This window comes from Streptomyces sp. NBC_01335 (assembly GCF_035953295.1).
Lineage (GTDB): Bacteria > Actinomycetota > Actinomycetes > Streptomycetales > Streptomycetaceae > Streptomyces.
Window position 1 is genome coordinate 7,013,710 of record NZ_CP108370.1, and the last position, 17,649, is coordinate 7,031,358.

Sequence of the window (17,649 nt, forward strand, 5' to 3'; positions counted from 1 at the left end):
TGAGCTCCCGGCCGGTCGCGCGCACGCCGCGACCGGCCGGGAGCTCACCGGCGGAGGGGCCGCCGGGCCGTTCACCCGTCCGCCGCCTCCCGGCGCGGCACCGTCAGGACCCGGTCGGCCCCCGCGGTGAGCGTGATCCAGGACGCCGTGCCCGGCTCCGCCGCACCCTCCGGGGCGCCCGGCGGCGGCCCCGTACGCAGCTCGATCCGGGCGTCACGGGCGGGCCGGAGCACCGCGGTGACCTCCTCGGGGGTCCAGCCGAGGTCGAGCGTCGCGCCGAACCTCGTACGGACGCCCCGGAGCGTGCCCCTGGGGTACGCGGCCGGGAGCGCGGGCAGCAGGACCAGGCGGTCCGGTGCCGACTGGACCAGCATCTCCAGCACCACCGCCGGCAGCGCGTGGGCGGCGTCCGCGTTGTAGACGTCGCGGCCCGGGTAGTGCGCGCTCATCAGCGAGTCGTGGAAGAAGTCCCCGGCCAGCACCGACGCCAGAGCCGAGGAGACCCGCGATCCGTCCCGCAGCCGCGCCGCGACCAGCGCGTGGTGCAGATGGCCGTGGGCCGAGTCGTTCTCCGAACCCCGCAGCTCCAGCGCGCGGTGAGCGGCGCGGGCCGGCCCGGGGGTGTCGTACGGGTTGATCTCGTCGAGCGGCCACACCGGGTAGAGGTGGCTGAGGTGGCGGTGGTCGTACGTCTCGCGCAGACCGGGCCACGCCCACTCCGCGAGCGCGCCGTCCTCGTTGACCAGATAGCGCGGCAGCCGGCCGGCGAGGGCGAGCCAACGGTCCGCGTCCGGATGGGCGGGGGCGAGCTCCGCCGCCGTCGTCAGGGCGTGACGGGCCGCCGCGATGTCCATCGTGGCATTGACGGTGCCCCAACTCGCGTTCGCCGGGCGGTTCTCCGGGGAGTACGACGGGACGACGGCCACACTCCCGTCCGGGGCCCGGCGGGTGAGGAAGTCCGTGTAGAAATCGGCCACTTCGATACAGGAGGAGACCAGCTCCCGCGGGGTCCGGCCGGTGGTCGCCGCGCGTTCGACCAGCGGGTGCAGCAGCCAGTCGGCACCGGCCGTCCACAGGTGCAGCGGATAGGCGCGCTGGAAGTGACGGGTGTGGCCGGACTCGCCGTCCGAGTGGGAGGGCGCGACGATGCCCCGGGCGCCGAACAGGGCACGGGCGTTCTCCCGCCAGTGCTCCGACTGACCCTCGATCAGGCGGGCGTGGGCGTCGAGCACCTCGGGCAGGTCCGCCGCGGCGGCCGAGGCCAGCTGGAGGTTGAGGTTGGCGTTGGTGGTGAACGCCCCCGACCAGGCGGTGTTCCAGTCGCCCGTCCACAGCCCGGTCAGGCGGGGCGGCAACAGCCCCGAAGCGGAGAGCAGGTGGTAGCGGCCCGCCGCGAACAGCCGCTCCAGCAGCGCGGGGCTGCCCGGATGACGCAGCAGCTCGCTTCCCGGGAGGTCCGGACGGGCCGGGTCCTCGTCGTGCAGGGAGAGCGCGCACCGCAGGAACGCGGCCTGATGAAGCGGTAGATGACGGGCCATCAGGGTCGGGTAGTCGGCATCCGGCAAGGCCGACCACTCGGCTTCGAGGTCCGGGTCGCCGGGGCCCCGGCGCACCCGGGTGAGCAGCAGCAGGCTCCGGGCGCCCGTGACGCGCACGCCGTCGCCGTCCACCGAGACCGTGCCGCCCTCCGCGCGCAGCGTTGCCACGCCGACGCAGGACAGGTCGCTGTCCGGGTAGCGCAGCCGCACCGCGAGGCGGGCGCCGTGCGGCGTCAGCGCCGTGGAGCGGCCGATCGCGAGGCCCGCCGGGGCGCCGGGGAGGGCCGGGTCGAGCGCGACCTCGATGTCCGGCGCGGGTCCGGTGATGTGCTGCACGATCACGTCGTCGGCCCGCGACACGAACACCTGACTGCGCCAGGGGCCGGAGGAGGCGGTGGCCTCACCCGAGGTGAAGTCCAGCTCGCGGCGGTAGGGCGCCGGGTCGGACTCGGCCCCGTGTCTGGCTGAAGTGGAGTACGGGAGAGCGCTGTTGTCCCCGTCGGCTGTGGCCTGTGCCCCGCTCCGTCGCACCCGGGTCTGGAACGCCGGGTGGAACGGCTGGACCCACACCAGCGGGCGGCCCGCACCGAAGTGTTCGGCCGCCTCGGTGTCCCCGGCGAGCAACGCGTCCTGGAGCCGGCCGAGTTCGCCCGAGAGCTCCGGTGGGCGCAGGTGCTCGCTGCCGTTGGGCCGGACGAGCGTGTGGTGGTTGACGATCACCCGGTCGTCGGCCGGGTCGCCGTAGACCATCGCCCCGTGGTGCCCGTTCCCGCTGAGGAAGGCGTCCTCCCAGCGCGCCGCGGGCCGGGGCTCCCAGGTGCCCCGGCTCATGCCGCGCCGACCGGCTTCAGGGCCGCCACGCCGTAACGCCCCAGCTCCACGGCACCGTCCGTCTTCGCGCCGCTGAGCACGTCGACGTACGTGCCCGGCAGCGGCACGGTCACCGTGCCCTGCCCGTGGTGGAGCAGGAAGAGCAGCTCGCCCCGGCGCACCGCCTCCACGCCCTCGGGCAGTTGGGCCACCACCGGGCGGACGCCCGCCTCGCCGGCCACCCGGCCGAGCAGTTCGCGCAGTGCGCCGGGCTCCGGCAGCGTCGAGAGGTACCAGGCGCCGCCCTTGCGGAGCACGGCGGGCAGGCCGTCCAGTTCGCCGCCCCGGTAGGCGGCGACGGTCTCGCCGGTGCCGTCCGTCTCCAGCTCCTCCGACCACAGCAGCCCCTGGAAGCCGTCGCAGGCGACGCTCGCGTCCGGCTCGACGGGCCACCACTCGTGGAGCGTGCGGATCGAGAAGAGCTCGCGCAGCCGCGCGTCCATGCCGCCCGGCCGGATGCGGTCGTCCACGTCGGCGACGCCGGTGAAGAACCCGCTGACCAGGGTGCCGCCGCCCGCCACGTACGCGACCAGGTTGTCGACGGCGGCGTCGGTCAGGAGGTAGAGCTGCGGCACCACGACCATCCGGTAGCCGCTCAAGTCCGCCTCGGGGCGGGCGAAATCGGTCGCCGTGCCGTTCTCCCAGAGCGCCCGGTGCCAGGCTTGTACGATCTCCGCGTAGTCCAGGTGCGAGGAGGGGCGGCCCTCCTGCGCGCTGCCCCACCAGGCGTCCCAGTCGTGCAGTACCGCCACCTCGGCCGGGGCGTGTGCGCCGCTCACCTCCGGTGCGAGGGTGGCCAGTTCGGAGCCGATGCGGGTGATCTCCCGGAAGGCGCGGCCCTCGGGTCCGGCGTGCGACACCATCCCGGAGTGGAACTTCTCCGAGCCCTGCCGGGACTGGCGCCACTGGAAGTAGCAGACGGCGTCCGCACCCCGGGCCACCGACTGGAGGGACCAGAGCCGGTTGAGCCCCCGCGGCTTCGGGTGGTTCACCGGGCGCCAGTTGACCGCGCTCGCGGCCTGCTCCATCAGCATCCACGGCCCCCGGGCCTGCGAGCGCGTCATGTCGGCGAGCATCGCGTTGTACTGCCCCGCTCCCGGGTCCGCCGGGTCCGGGTAGACGTCCACCGAGACGACGTCCTCCTGCCCGGCCCACGCCCACGCGTCCTGACCCGACCAGAGCGGCATGAAGTTGGACGTCACCGGAAGGGCGGGGGAGTGGCGGCGCACGATGTCCCGCTCGGCGGAGTAGCACTCCAGCAGGGCGTCGGAGGTGAACCGCTTGAAGTCGAGCACCTGTGTGGGGTTGCGCGTGTACTGGGCCTTGCGGGGCGGCAGGATCTCCGCCCAGGTGTCGTAGCGCTGGCTCCAGAAGGCCGTCCCCCAGGCCTCGTTGACCGCGTCGAGCGTGCCGTACCGGCCGGCGAGCCAGCGGCGGAAGTGCGCCGCCGTCTCGTCGCACCAGCAGTGCGTGCAGTACTCGTTGTTGATGTGCCACATGGTCAGCGCCGGATGGCCGGCGTACCGGGCCGCCAGGTCCTCGGTGAGGGCTGCGGCGTACCGGCGGTACACCGGTGAACTCGCGCAGAAGTGCTGGCGCGAGCCGTACCACACGACCGATCCGTCCTCCGCGCGCGGCAGCGTCTCCGGGTGCAGCGCACCCATCCACGGCGGCGGGGAGGAGGTCGGGGTGGCGAGGACCACCCCGATGCCGTGCTCCTCCATGAGCCCCATCAGCCGGTCGAGCCAGCCGAACTCCCGTGCCCCGGGGCGCGGTTCGATCTTCGCCCAGGAGAAGACGCCCAGCGTCACCGAGTTGACCCCGGCCTCCTTCATCAGGGCCACGTCCTCGGCCCACACCTCCTCGGGCCACTGCTCGGGGTTGTAGTCGCCGCCGAAGAGAAGGCGGCCACGGGTGGCGTCACGCAGGGACGGCATGGTGTTCTCGATCCTCATTCCGGGTCGGCGTACTGGATGCCCCGGCCGTTGGTGCCCAGATACACCCGGCCGTGGACACGGGGGTCGCCGGCGATCACCTCGCCGGTCCACCCCCACTGGTGCTGGTCGTCGTTGATGCGAATCCAGGTGACGCCCGCGTCGTCCGAGCGCAGCACGGCCACGCCGTCGTGCGTCGCGGACGCCCGTCCCGTCTGGAAGACCGCGGGGTACCCCGGGCGTCCGGGCCGTCCCTTCGGGGCGGGGGCGGCCTTGCCGAAGCCCAGCGCGTGCGACTCCTGGACCCCGGCCACGGCCGTGAACGTGCCTCCGCCGTCCGTCGAGCGGTGCAGCCCGCCGGTCTTCGCCGACAGCCAGAGGTCGCCCGTCCTGCCCGGCGCCGCCGCCATCTTGAACTGCGCGTCACCGGAAGGGAGTCCGGTGGCGCCGGCGGTGAAGGTCGCGCCCGCGTCCGTGGAGAGGTGGACGGTGCCGGTGTCCGTGTCGTAGGCGTAGAAGCGGGCGGAGTCCACCGGGTCGGCGACGGGCGTCGCGCCCTTCGGGAACGTCACCACCTCGCTCCAGCTCGCACCGCCGTCCGTGGACCGGTGCGCCGGGTACTTCGTGCCGTCCCAGTGGATGAACGTCCAGAGCAGCGTCGTCCCGTCCGCGCTCACCGCGATCGGGCCCGGCGCGGACGCCGCGATCTGCGGCTGCGCCGCAAACGGCTGCCAACTGGCCCCTCCGTCAAGGGAGTACGCCCCGGCGGCGTCCGACCCCGAGGGCCAGCCGGTCCGTACGACGTACGAGGGGACACGTGCCGCGAGGGCCAGGCCGGTCGCGGTGCCGAACACCGGGTTCGACGCCATGCCGCGCGAGGGGGAGGAGGTGAGAGACTCGTGGTACATCACCCCGATGTCCCCCAGCCCGCTAAGGAGTTGGGCTCCCCGGGTGCTGGGCGGCGCGACCAGGTGGCGTACCGACGACTCCTCCAGGCCCCGGACCTCCGGCGCCCAGTGCACCAGGTCCCGGGTGCCGAAGACCGTGGCGCCGGTCCCGTAGAGGAGGTGGCGGGAGTCGAAGGGGTCGACCGCGACGGCCTGGATCCACCAGCCGAACTTCGCCTCCCCACCCCAGCGCAGGTACGGCGTCTCCGAGACGTCCAGCACCGCCGTGTCCTTGAGGGAGGTCCAGGTGCGCCCGTGGTCGGTGGAGCGGAAGAGCGTGTCGACCGGCCCCCAGCGGTTGTTGGTGGAGACGACGACCGTCCCGGGGCGCCGGGCGTCCACCGCGATCCCGCCGTAGCCGAACGCGTCCGCCCCGCCCGGCACCACGGGCGTCACGTCCGACCAGGCGCCGGTCACCGTGTCGAGGCGGCGCACCGCGCCGTCGCTCTGGTTGTTGGGCCCCGGGCCGTTCGCCCAACTCACGTACAGGGCACGGGAGACGGCGTCGTACGCGGCCCGGACCGGCACCCGGGTAGACCCGTCGGCCACCGGCGCGCCGGGGACCGGCTCCCACCCGCCGGACGGGGTCGAGCGGTACAGGGAGGTGGTGCCGTCGCCCCAGCCCGCGTACACCGTCCGCCCCACCGCCACCAGCAGGGTGACCCCCTGGCCGGAGGCGGACGGCACGGCGGGGAAGGAGGGGTCCGGCGCCCAGGTGGCGCCCTGGTCGGTGGAGCGCAGCAGCCCGTCGTGGCGGGTGCCGAGCCAGAGGGTCCGACTGTCGCGCGGGTCGACCAGCAGGCGCTCACCGGTACCGCGGCCGTCCTCGTTGGCACCGAGCCGCACCGTCAGGTCCGCACGGGTCCAGGTCGCGCCCCGGTCCTCCGAGCGCAGCACCGCCCCGGGACCTGCCCAGGACTGGGCGTACGTACCGAGCGCGAGGTACACCCGGTCCGGGTGGGCCGGGTCCACGGCGATCGCCTCGACGCCGAGCAGGTTCCAGTCGTCCCAGCCGGTGAAGTCGGTGAGCGCCGTCCAGCGGGCCTTCGCGGCGTCCCACCGGTAGGCTCCGCCGATGTCCGTCCGGGCGTAGGCCAGGCCGCGCACCGACGGGTGGAACATCAGCCCGGTGACGAACCCGGTGCCGCCGATGGCGGCGGTGCGCCAGCGGTACGCCTGGGCCCCCGGCCGGCCGGAGGGGCGTTCCGCCGCCGAGGCCGTACCCGCGGCGGGCAGTACGCAGGCGGCCGCGGCGACGGCGGCCGCCCCGGCCAGCACCGAGCGGCGCCCGGGCGGCGACGGCACGGGGTTGGTCGTGGGTGCGGGTGCGGCAGGACCGGGATCGGAACGGAACGCGGGCACGGCGGAGTCCTTCCGGAGCGGGAGCGGGACGGGGGACGGCGAAGAGGGAGAACGGGATGCTCCGTGCCGCGCGCGGGAGGACCCGGCGCGCGGCACGTACGGCAGCGGAGAACGCGGTGGGCTCAGCCCTTCACGGCCCCGGTGAGCATCCCCTTCTGGAAGTGCTTCTGGACGAACGGCGACAGCACCGCCACCGGGATCAGCGCGAGGACCATGACGGCCATCTGCACCGCGAGGCTGTTGATCTGCCCGCTGCTCACCGCCGCCCCCATCGCACCCGGCGGCACCTGGTGCTGGAGCACCAGCTGACGGAGGATCATCTGGAGCGGGTACTTGTCGCTGTCCTGGATGTAGAGCATGGCGTTGAACCACTGGCTCCAGTAACCCACCGCGTAGAAAAGCGAGATGACGGCGACCACGGCGCGGGAGAGCGGCATGACGATCTGGAGCAGGATGCGCCACTCGCCGGCGCCGTCGATGCGTGCCGCGTCGATCAGTTCGGGGGCGGTGTCCATGAAGAAGCCGCGGAGCACGAGGATGTTGAAGACGGAGATCGCGCTCGGCAGGATCATCGACCAGTAGCTGTCGCTCAGACCGATCCCGGTCACCAGCAGATACGTGGGGATGAGCCCGGCGCCGAAGAACATCGTCGCCATGAGCGTCATCAGCAGCGGCCGGTGGGCGATCGAGTCGCGCCGGCTGAGGCCGTAGGCGCAGAGGATCGAGATCACCATGCTGAACACCGTGCCGACGACGGTCAGTCCAATGCTGACCATCGCGGCCCGGGTGACCGCGCCGCCGCTCAGCAGCTCCTTGTACGCGACGAAGGTGACGCTCTTCGGCCAGACGACCAGCCCGCCCGCGTCGTTGATGGCCTTGGTGTCGGAGAGGCTGGTGACGACCACCACCCAGATGGGGATGAGGATGACGGCGCAGATCGCCACCAGGCCGAAGCCCTTGAAGGCGAGCCCGGCCTTCGTCGGCTCGTCCTCCCAGGCGGGGCGCTGCTCGGTGCCGAGGAGGCGCTGCAGCGGGGTGCGGGCCGGGGTGGTGTCCACGGGCCACCCGCCCGGGGTCTTCTCGAGGTCCAGGAGAGTCGTCATTTCTTGGAGTACACCCCCTGCTCGCCCAGCATGTGGGCGACCTTGTTCGCGCCCAGCACCATCGCGACGCTGAACAGTCCCTTGAAGATTCCGGCGGCGGCGGCGTAGCCGAAGTCACCGGTCTTGATGCCCGTCCACCAGATGTAGGTGTCGAGGATCTCGGAGGCGCCGGCGCCCACCTGGTCGCGCTGGAGCAGGATCTGCTCGAAGTCCAGGTTGAGCGCGCTGCCCACCCGCAGCACCAGCAGCAGGGCGATCACCGGGCGCAGCGCGGGCAGCGTGACGTGCCACATGCGGCGCCAGCGCCCCGCGCCGTCCACCGCGGCGGCCTCGTACAGGTCGGTGTTGACGGCGGCGAGCGCGGCGAGGAAGACGATCACGCCCCAGCCCGCGTCCTTCCAGACGGCCTGCGCGGTCACCAGGAACTTGAAGAACCCGGGGTTGGTCATGAGGTCGAAGCCCTCGTGGCCGTGTTCGCGCAGCCACTGGGCGACGAGGCCGGCGCCGCCGAACATCTGCTGGAAGACGGTGACGACGAGGACCCAGGAGAAGAAGTGCGGCAGGTAGACGATCGCCTGCACCCACGCCTTCACCCGCGCACTCATCAGACTGTTCAGGAGCAGTGCGATGGCGATCGGGATCGGGAAGAAGAGGATCAACTGCGTCAGGAAGATGACCAGCGTGTTGATCAGGACTTCCCAGAAACGGTAGTCGTCGAAGATCCGCGTGAAGTTGTCGAAACCGACGAAGGGGCTGCCGGTGATGCCCAGGTCGTAGACGTCGTAGTTCTGGAACGCGACGATGTTCCCGAGCAGCGGTATGTAGTTGAAGATCAGCAGCAGCACGATGGCGGGGACCGTCATCAGGACCAGCGTGCGGTCCCGCCGCAGCCGGTGCCGCCAGGTGATGCCCCCGGCAGGCAGCCCGGATGCCAGGTGCCCGCCGCCCTTCGCCGCCTTGCCGGACCGGCCGCCGCGTGCGCGGACAGCCGCGTTCTTGCCGGTGGCCCGCGGCCTGTCCGTACCGTCCTTGACTCCGCCGTCCCCGCCCCCGCCGTCCGGCGTACTGCCGTCCCGCGTTCCGCCGTCCTCGCCGGCCGGGACGTCGGTCCCGTCCGCCGCGCGGCCCGTGCCGGCCGCCGCCGTGGCCCGTGGCTTCACCGTGAGCTCCCCATGTCGTGCTGCTCCGCCCCGGCCGCCGGGCGTCACTGCGCCCGGCGGCCACTCTCCGTTTGTGCGTGGGTCCTGCCGTCTGCCGCGTACGGTCAGTTGCCGGAGCCGTTCTTGTCGAGGATGTCCTGGTACCAGGAGCGGAGCTCGTCGCCGCCGCTCTTCTTCCAGGTCGACACCGCCGACTCCAGGTCGCTGACCTTCTTGCGCCCGCGCCGGATGTCCTTCTGCAGGTCGTCGAAGGGCGTGTACAGGGAGGCGTACCGCTGGGGCTCGACGATCTGCATGCCGAAGAAGAGAGGCTTCTTGATGTTCGGCGCCTGCCGGGCCATCCACCCCGCGTAGTCCTGGACCAGCTTCGGCTCGTCGGGGAAGGCGATGGTGTGCGGCGGGGAGGCGAGGAAGAGGAAGGTGGAGGGCTGGGCCTCCTGGATGCCCTGGTCGGTGAAGGTCGGCACGCCGCCCTTCACGTCGTAGTGGGTGCCCTGGACGCCGTAGTTGGTGAGCATGAACTCCTCGGTGCCGTACGGGGCGGCGGCGAAGTCGGCGATGGCGAGCATCTCCTCGATCTTCGCCTTGGGGAGCTTCTTGCTGAGGAAGGTGAAGATCCCGGCCGGGTCGTCCTGCCAGAGGACCGGCTTGCCGCCGTCGGCCGAGAAGAAGTCCAGCGCCTGCATGTCGAACTTCGGGTTGGCGGTCTTCTGTTCGGTCACCATGCCCTTCCAGCCGCCGGTGCCGTCGTTGTACATGACGATGTGGCCGCTGGTGAAGCGGATCTTGGAGTCCGCGTCCTTGTTCGCCTCGGCGTCCGGGTGGACGTAGCCGAGGTCGTGGAGCTTGCGCGCGAAGGCCAGGGCCTCGCGGTACTCCTTCGTCTCGAGCTTGTGGACGAGCTTGCCGTCCTGGAGCTGCCAGTAGTGCGGGGCGTCCGGCAGCACGCCGTAGATCTTCTGGATGCAGGTCCACAGGTCGTCGAAGGCCCAGACCTTGCTCTTCGGCGCGGTGTACTCCTTGCCGAAGGCGAGCAGGTCGTCGGCGCTGGCCGGGACCGCGCCGGAGCCGATGATGTCCTTGCGGTAGAAGATCGCGTTGCCGATGACCGGCGAGGGCATGGGCAGGCCGCGCAGCTTGCCGCCGAAGACCGAGTACTGCCAGGCCCCGGTGGGGATGTTGGCGAGGTTCGGGTACTTCTTCACCGCGTCGCCGGCCAGGTAGGGGCTGAGGTCGGCGAACTTCGCGGTGATGGCGTTGCGGATCTGGCCCTGCATGTTCCAGCCGGGGATCGTCATCACGTCCGGGATGTCGTCGCCGGCGAGGACGGCACCGATCTTGTCCTGGTACGTGTTGCCGTCCTGCGGGTCGAAGTTCAGCGTCGCGCCGACCGCCTTGTTCACCGCCGCGTAGTACGGGTTGTTCTTCTTCGGGACGGTGCCCCACAGCGGGGTCATCACCCGGAAGGAAGAGCCCTTGCCGGGAACGGACTTGACCGACTTCGCCAGCGGGTCGGGCAGCTTGGTGAACCCGGGGCTCGACCCGTTGACGCTGGCCACGTCGGGCTGCACCAGGTCGGAGGGGACGTAACTCGGCACGACCTTGCTGAGCGCCTTGCCGGTCGTCGTGCCCTCCCGGGTCCCCGAGTCGGATCCGGAGCCGCCGCACGCGGCCAGCAGCGGTACGCCGCCCGCCACGGCCACCGCTGCGAAGGCGCTCGAAGCGAGGAAGCTCCGGCGGTTCGGAGTGATGGCACTGAGGCCCGTCGCGTCGTTCTCGGACCGGTTCGTGGCGGGGGAGGAATTCGGCGTCATTGCGTCAACCCTTCATGGCGCACCAGGACGACACCCGGCGGGCGACCGCCGTTCGGCTCCTGAGTCTGAGGTGGGCGTAACTGGACGGAACCGCTCGGATCGAGCGGTACACGACCGGGCGGTGACGGCTTGAAGCCACCGCCGGCGGCGAGACCGGGAACGGACCGCGGGGGACCAGGCCACCCTCGGTACTTTCCGGAGACACCGGCTGAGCACCCTCGAAGTGCTGTCGAAGCGCTTCGATGTTGCAGCGAGGTTAAGTGAAGGGGACCGGTCGCACAAGGGTTCGCCCACACATTCATGGGAGCTGTTTCCGTAACGTTTCCGGCGCTCCCGTGCGGCCCCCGTGAGCCGGGCAGGCCGAGTCAACCCCCGTGCACCCTTGACACTTTGCCGGTCGGCCACCGAGCATCGAAGCGCTTCGAAAGATCACTCGCTGATGTTCCGAAGGACCGTGGCGGCCCATGGCTCCGCCAGACCTCCCACCTTTCCAAGGGGACCCGCACGTGACGGACCTTCCGCTTCCCTTCCGCGACCCGCAGTTGCCCTTCGAGGCGCGCGTCGACGACCTGCTCCAGCGGCTCACGACCGACGAGCGGATCGCGATGCTGCACCAGTTCGCGCCGCCGGTGGAGCGGCTGGGACTGGCCTCCTTCCGCACCGGTCAGGAGGCGCTGCACGGTGTGGCCTGGATGGGCGGGGCGACCGTGTTCCCCCAGGCCGTCGGCCTCGGCGCCACCTGGAACGACGACCTGGTGCGCCGCGTCGGCGAAGCCGTGGGCGACGAGGTACGGGCCAAGCGCCGGAGCGACGACCGGGTCGGCCTCAACGTCTGGGCCCCGACAGTGAATCTCCTGCGCCACCCCCTGTGGGGGCGCGGCGAGGAGGGGTACTCCGAGGACCCCGCGCTCACCTCCGCCATCGCCGTCGCGTACACCCGCGGCCTGCGCGGCGAGCACCCCCGCTACTGGCGCACCGCCCCGGTCCTCAAGCACTGGCTCGCCCACAACAACGAGACCGACCGGGACACCGCCTCCTCCTCCGTGCGCCCCCGCGTCCTGCACGAGTACGACCTGCGCGCCTTCCGCGACGCGGTCCGCGCCGGAGCGGTCGCCGGGGTCATGCCGGCCTACAACCTCGTCAACGGCCGCCCCAACCACGTCTCCCCGCTGCTCGACCGGGAGCTGCGGCAGTGGACCGACCAGCCGCTCGTCGTCTGCTCCGACGCCGGCGCGCCCTCCAACCTGGTCGACTCCGAGCACTACTTCGACACCCACGAGGAGGCCACCGCCGCCTCCCTCAAGGCGGGCGTGGACAGCTTCACCGACCACGGCACGGACTCCTCCGTGATGACCGGCCGCATCCGCGACGCGCTCGCCAAGGGGCTGCTCGACCCCGAGGACATCGACCGGGCGGTGCGCAGGCTGCTCCATCTGCGCTTCGCGCTCGGCGAGTTCGACCCTGAGCTCGACCCCTACGCGGACACCGACGCCTTCGACACCCCCGCCCACCGCGAACTCGCCCTGGAAACGGCCGAACAGGCCGCGGTCCTGCTGAAGAACGACGGTCTGCTGCCGCTCGCGCCGCGCGCGGGGCGGAAGATCGCGGTCGTCGGCCTGCTCGCCGACGCCTGCAAACTCGACTGGTACAGCGGCACCCTGCTGCACCGCTCCACCCCGCTCGACGGGATGCGCGCCCGCTACGGCGCCGACGACGTGCTGTACGCCGAAGGCGTCGACCGGGCCCTGCTCACCTGCGAGGCCGGTCAACTCCTCGTGCCCGCAGCACAGTCGGCGACCGGCGGGGCGCGCGGCGAGGAAGGCGCGCTCGACCCGGCGCTCCTCACCGGCCGCACCGACCTCCCGCCGCTCGTCGCCGCCCCCGAGGGCACCGCCCTCGCCGTGGTCGACTGGGGCGACGGCGTCCTCACCTTCCGCACCGACGAGGGGCTCCACCTCTCCGTCGCCGAGGACGGCTTCGTACGCGCCTCCGCCGAGGAGCCGGGCGGCTGGATCGTCCAGGAGACGTTCCGCCTGGAAGCGGTCGAGGGACACGACGGAGGACACCGCCTTCTGCACATCGGTACGGGTGGGTACGTGTCTGTCGCCGCCGACGGAGCAAAGGTTGCCGAGAACGGCGAAAAGATTTCGGCCGACCGCGCGACCGTCTTCGGCGTCGAGATCGTCGAGCGCGGCGCGGACGAGGTCGCCCGGGTCGCGGCCGAGGCCGACACCGTCGTCGTCGTCGCGGGCAACGACCCGCACATCAACGGACGCGAGACCGAGGACCGCACCACCCTCGCCCTCCCCGCCCAGCAGGAGAAGCTCTGGCGCGCCGCGCACGCCGCCAACCCGCGCACCGTGCTCGTCCTCACCTCGGCCTACCCGTACGCCGTACCGGAGGCCGACGCCACCCTCCCCGCCCTGCTGTGGACCGCGCACGGCGGCCAGGCCGCCGGCACCGCGCTCGCCCGGGTCCTCGCCGGAGACGTCTCCCCGGCCGGACGCCTCCCGCAGACCTGGTACGCCGGTGACGACGACCTGCCCGACCTGTTCGACTACGACGTCATCGGGTCCCGCCAGACGTACCTCTACTTCGACGGCACCCCGCTCTACCCGTTCGGCCACGGCCTCTCCTACGCCTCCTTCGCGTACGAGGACCTCACCGTCGCCCGCGAGGACGACCTGCTCCGGGTCGGCCTGACCGTCACCCACACCGGCGCGGCAGCCTCCGACGGGGCCGCCTCCGACGCGGCCGCCCCCGGTGCGGCGGCCTCCGACGAGGTCGCCCAGCTCTACGTACGCCGCACCGCCCCGGACGCCGCCCGTCTGCCGCTGCGCAAACTGGTCGGCCACCGCAGGCTGAGCCTCGCCCCCGGCGGCTCCGAGCGACTCGAATTCCTTGTGCCGGTCGCCGAGTTGGGTCACTGGGACGTGGCGCACGGCCGCTGGACCGTGGAGCCGGGCTCCTACGAGCTGCTGGCCGGGGCGTCCAGCGCGGACATCCGGCTCGCCGCCGCCGTGGAGGTGGACGGAGAGCCCTCCGGGCCCCGCCCCGTCCTCGCCGCCGGCATCGAGGCCGCCGACTACGACGAGCAGTACGGCACCGGGATCGTGGACCGCGCGAAGACGGACGGCGACGCGGTCACCGCCACCGGCACGGAGGGCGGCCGACTGGTCTTCGGGGCCTGCGACTTCGGGCCGGGGGTGCGCAGCGTCACCGTCCACGCGGCCGGTGAGGGCACGGTCGAGATCGAGACGGACACCGCCGCCGCGGCCGTCGACGTCCCCGCCACCGGCGGGCCGTACGACTACCGGTCGGTGACCGCGGCGTTCGGGGCGGACGGGGTGGCGGACCTCCGGGTCACCCTGCGCGGCGCGCTGCGCCTCGCCCGCCTCACCTTCGCCCCCTCGGGAGCGTCCGAGTGACCCGGCACCGCACCGCAGCAGCCGCCCAGCCTCCGCTCACCACCGTCCCCGGCAAGGAGTCCTCATGAAGTTCACCGACGGATTCTGGCTCATGCGGGAGGGAGTCAGCGCCTCCTACGCCACCGAGATCCGCGATCTGCGCGTGGACGCCGACCGGATCACCGCCCATGCGGCGGTCATGCGGGTCACCGGGCGCGGCGACACCCTCAACACCCCGCTGATCACGGTCGAATGCTTCACGCCCGCCGAGGGGATCATCGGCGTCCGCGCCACCCACCACGCCGGGAAGGTCAACCACGGCCCGGACTTCGAGCTGACGGCCGATGCCGAGCCGCACGCATCGGTGCGCACCGTGCGGGAGGGTTCGGTCGCCGAACTCACCAGCGGACCACTGACCTTGAGGCTGGACAAGGACGGTCCCTGGGGTCTCACCTTCCTCGACGCCGACGGCCGACGGCTCACCGGAGCCGACCGCAAGGGCACCGCCTTCGCCACCACCCCCGACGGCGCCCACCACATGGTCGCCCAACTCGCTCTGGCTGTCGGGGAGAACGTCTACGGCCTCGGCGAGCGGTTCACCCCCTTCGTGAAGAACGGCCAAGTCGTCGACGTCTGGCAGGCGGACGGCGGCACCAGCAGTGAACAGGCCTACAAGAACATCCCGTTCTACCTCTCCTCGCGCGGCTACGGCGTCTTCGTCAACCACCCCGGCAAGGTGGGCTTCGAGATCGGCTCCGAGTCCGTGGGCCAGGTGCAGTTCAGCGTCGAGGACCAGACGCTGGAGTACTACGTCGTCGCCGGCCCGACGCCCAAGGACGTACTCACCCGCTACACCGCCCTCACCGGCCGCCCCGCGCTCCCCCCGGCCTGGTCCTTCGGGCTGTGGCTCACCACCTCCTTCTGCACCTCCTACGACGAGGAGACGGTGACCTCCTTCGTGGAGGGCATGGCCGAACGCGACATCCCGCTCTCCGTCTTCCACTTCGACTGCTTCTGGATGCGCGAGTACCAGTGGTCGGACTTCCTCTGGGACCCCGACGTCTTCCCCGACCCGGAGGGGATGCTCGCCCGCCTCAAGGAGCGCGGGCTGCGCATCAGCATGTGGATCAACCCCTACATCGCCCAGAAATCGGCCCTGTTCGCCGAAGGTGCCGAGAAGGGCTACCTCGTCCGCCGGCCCAACGGCGACGTCTGGCAGTGGGACCTCTGGCAACCGGGCATGGCCCTGGTCGACTTCACCAACCCCGAGGCGGCCGCCTGGTTCCAGAGCAAGCTGAAGGTCCTCCTCGACCAGGGAGTCGACTGCTTCAAGACGGACTTCGGCGAGCGCATCCCCACCGAGGTCGTCTGGCACGACGGCTCCGACCCCGAGCGGATGCACAACTACTACGCGCAGATCTACAACCGCGCGGTCTTCGAACTCCTGGAGAAGGAACGCGGAAGCGGCGAGGCCGTCCTCTTCGCCCGCTCGGCGACCGCCGGCGGCCAGCAGTTCCCCGTCCACTGGGGCGGCGACTGCTTCGCCTCCTTCAACGCGATGGCCGAATCCCTGCGCGGCGGACTCTCGCTGAGCCTCTCCGGCTTCGGCTTCTGGAGCCACGACATCGGCGGCTTCGAAGGCACCCCCGACCCGGCCGTCTTCAAGCGCTGGGTCGCCTTCGGCCTCCTCTCCTCGCACAGCCGCCTCCACGGCAACGTCTCCTACCGCGTGCCGTGGGAGTTCGGCGAGGAAGCGGTCGAGGTGACACGGCAGTTCACCCTCCTCAAGCACCACCTGATGCCGTACCTCTACGGCGCCGCCGCCGAGGCCCACCGCACCGGCGTCCCGGTGATGCGCCCGATGCTGCTGGAGTTCCCGGACGACCCGGCGACCCGCACCCTGGACCGGCAGTACATGCTCGGCCCCGATCTGCTCGTCGCCCCGGTCTTCTCCGAGGAGGGCGAGGTGGAGTACTACGTCCCCGAGGGCACCTGGACCCACCTGCTCACCGGCGAGACCGTCACCGGACCGGTCTGGCGCCAGGAGGTCCACGGGTTCGACAGCCTCCCGCTGTACGTACGGCCCGGCGCGGTGCTCCCCTGGAGCAGTGACGACCAGCGCCCGGACGGCGACTGGCTCGCCGACCTCACCCTGCGGGCCTTCGGCCCCGCGCCGGACTCCGGGACGAGCACGGCCACGACCACGACCGAGGTCACCGTCCCCGGCCTGACCGGCGAAGCGGCCGCGACCTTCCACGTCGTCCGCGACGGGGACGGCGTACGGGCCACGGCGGAGGGCAGCGGCCGGCCCTTCCGCGTCACGGTCGAGGCCACGGGCGCGACGGCGGAGGGAACGGGCACGGTGGAGGTGCCGCCCGTCGGCTGACCTGGGGCCGGTCGTACCGGGGGACGGCCCACCGCCCCCGGCGCGACCGGCGACCGGACCGGGTACCACAGCCCCCGGTCCGGGGCGCCGTCCCCCTCGGGTTCGGGGGCGTCCGGCGGGGCTGGCTAACATGCCCGCATGCCGTCCCCGTCCCTCTCCCTTGCACCGCTCCGCTTCTCCCCGCAGGAGATCGCCGAGCTGGTCGACCTCTACACCAGCAACCCGGAGTACTGCCGCGCCGCCGGCGAGTACGACCCCGAGAACGTCCGGGCCGACCAGGTCGAAGCCGATCTGCGGCGGGAATCCGGCATCGAGGGCGGTGAGGTGCTGCTCGCCCGTGACGAGCGGGGACGGCTCGTCGGGCTGCTCTGCCTCCTCGGCCGTCATCCGAAGGACGGCCTGCCCTGGATCGGGCTGCTGATGGTGCACGGCGGCGTCCGCCGCAAGGGCATCGGCCGGTCGCTGGCCGGCCTGGTCGAGGAGCGGTTCGCCGCCGAGGGCCGGGACGGCATCCGCCTCGCGGTCCTGGAGAACAACCCCGACGCCCTCACCTTCTGGAGCTCGCTGGGCTGGCAGGAGATCGACCGGCGTACCGACCGCGAACACGGCCGGCCCTGCTACGTCATGCACAAGCGGCTGACCTGAGCCCTCGGGCGGCCACAGGCGGTGTCCGGGTCCGGTCAGACGCGGGGGACGGCCACGATCTGGACCTCGTCCTCGTAGACGACACGGCCCGGATCGGCCGACTCCACCCGGACACAGGGGACCCCGTGGGCGGCCAGCAGGTCGAGGTAGCCGTCCACCCGTTCGATGAGATGGACCGCGGAGGTCTTGAACCACGCCACCGCGCCGGGGTTCACGGCGGAGTCGTAGACCTCCGGATCGGTGGCGGACGGGTTCGGGTAGTGGCCGTCGTACCAGTCGTTCGCCGCCCGCCAGAAGCGGAACTGCTCCTCGCTCAGCCGGCCCTCCCGGGCGAGCCCGTTGGCGAGACCGAACACGCCCGGGTACTGGCCCCGGTGGTTGCGGACCGGGCCCTGGAACCTGACGTAACCGTGGTCGGTCATGCCGTACCTCTCCCACCTGCCGAGGCCGCCCCGGGCGCCCGGGACGGGACGTGCGGGGCCA

Annotated in this window: 10 protein-coding genes; 3 read left to right on the plus strand and 7 right to left on the minus strand. The window is 72.0% G+C overall.

The window, feature by feature from the left end:
• Nucleotides 1–71 precede the first annotated feature (71 nt).
• The 6 genes from OG599_RS29920 to OG599_RS29945 all read right to left on the minus strand — a co-directional run bounded on the left by OG599_RS29920 (nt 72) and on the right by OG599_RS29945 (nt 10,728).
• The gene (locus OG599_RS29920; RefSeq protein WP_327179088.1) at nt 72–2,369 is read right to left on the minus strand and encodes a glycosyl hydrolase family 95 catalytic domain-containing protein; all 2,298 of its coding nucleotides are present in this window, start codon (nt 2,367–2,369) and stop codon (nt 72–74) included.
• Nucleotides 2,366–4,345 (minus strand): beta-galactosidase, encoded by a 1,980-nt coding sequence (locus OG599_RS29925; RefSeq protein WP_327180237.1) that lies wholly within the window; start codon nt 4,343–4,345, stop codon nt 2,366–2,368. Before OG599_RS29925 ends, OG599_RS29920 begins: the two co-directional genes overlap by 4 nt.
• A gap of 14 nt (nt 4,346–4,359) precedes the next feature.
• Nucleotides 4,360–6,594, minus strand: coding sequence for a 1,4-beta-glucanase (locus OG599_RS29930; RefSeq protein WP_327180238.1), 2,235 nt, complete (start codon nt 6,592–6,594; stop codon nt 4,360–4,362).
• A gap of 179 nt (nt 6,595–6,773) precedes the next feature.
• Nucleotides 6,774–7,754: a carbohydrate ABC transporter permease gene (locus tag OG599_RS29935; protein WP_327179089.1), complete on the minus strand. Its 981-nt coding sequence runs from the start codon at nt 7,752–7,754 to the stop codon at nt 6,774–6,776.
• Nucleotides 7,751–8,914: an ABC transporter permease gene (locus tag OG599_RS29940; RefSeq protein ID WP_327179090.1), complete on the minus strand. Its 1,164-nt coding sequence runs from the start codon at nt 8,912–8,914 to the stop codon at nt 7,751–7,753. Before OG599_RS29940 ends, OG599_RS29935 begins: the two co-directional genes overlap by 4 nt.
• A 104-nt stretch (nt 8,915–9,018) precedes the next feature.
• Complete coding sequence (locus OG599_RS29945) at nt 9,019–10,728, minus strand: extracellular solute-binding protein (protein WP_327179091.1); 1,710 nt, start codon at nt 10,726–10,728, stop codon at nt 9,019–9,021.
• A 506-nt stretch (nt 10,729–11,234) separates the two neighbouring features.
• Between OG599_RS29945 and OG599_RS29950 the strand changes: the two genes are divergently transcribed.
• From OG599_RS29950 to OG599_RS29960, 3 genes are all read left to right on the plus strand, one after another.
• Nucleotides 11,235–14,156: a glycoside hydrolase family 3 C-terminal domain-containing protein gene (locus OG599_RS29950; protein ID WP_327179092.1), complete on the plus strand. Its 2,922-nt coding sequence runs from the start codon at nt 11,235–11,237 to the stop codon at nt 14,154–14,156.
• Between the two features lie 64 nt (nt 14,157–14,220).
• Nucleotides 14,221–16,521, plus strand: coding sequence for an alpha-xylosidase (gene yicI, locus OG599_RS29955; protein WP_327179093.1), 2,301 nt, complete (start codon nt 14,221–14,223; stop codon nt 16,519–16,521).
• Nucleotides 16,522–16,659: 138 nt separating this feature from the next.
• Complete coding sequence (locus tag OG599_RS29960) at nt 16,660–17,166, plus strand: GNAT family N-acetyltransferase (protein WP_327179094.1); 507 nt, start codon at nt 16,660–16,662, stop codon at nt 17,164–17,166.
• Between the two features lie 35 nt (nt 17,167–17,201).
• On the opposite strand, the gene OG599_RS29965 is transcribed toward OG599_RS29960, so the two are convergent.
• On the minus strand, nt 17,202–17,588 hold the full coding sequence (locus tag OG599_RS29965; protein ID WP_327179095.1) for a hypothetical protein: 387 nt from the start codon (nt 17,586–17,588) through the stop codon (nt 17,202–17,204).
• Between the last annotated feature and the right edge of the window lie 61 nt (nt 17,589–17,649).

Excerpts from the sequence above, each read along its gene's own strand:
- OG599_RS29920 (WP_327179088.1), bottom strand. The coding sequence starts at position 2,369 with ATGAGCCGGGGCACCTGGGAGCCCCGGCCCGCGGCGCGCTGGGAGGAC.
- OG599_RS29925 (WP_327180237.1), bottom strand. The coding sequence starts at position 4,345 with ATGCCGTCCCTGCGTGACGCCACCCGTGGCCGCCTTCTCTTCGGCGGC.
- OG599_RS29935 (WP_327179089.1), bottom strand. The coding sequence starts at position 7,754 with ATGACGACTCTCCTGGACCTCGAGAAGACCCCGGGCGGGTGGCCCGTG.
- OG599_RS29945 (WP_327179091.1), bottom strand. The coding sequence starts at position 10,728 with ATGACGCCGAATTCCTCCCCCGCCACGAACCGGTCCGAGAACGACGCG.
- yicI (WP_327179093.1), top strand. The coding sequence starts at position 14,221 with ATGAAGTTCACCGACGGATTCTGGCTCATGCGGGAGGGAGTCAGCGCC.
- OG599_RS29960 (WP_327179094.1), top strand. The coding sequence starts at position 16,660 with ATGCCGTCCCCGTCCCTCTCCCTTGCACCGCTCCGCTTCTCCCCGCAG.
- OG599_RS29965 (WP_327179095.1), bottom strand. The coding sequence starts at position 17,588 with ATGACCGACCACGGTTACGTCAGGTTCCAGGGCCCGGTCCGCAACCAC.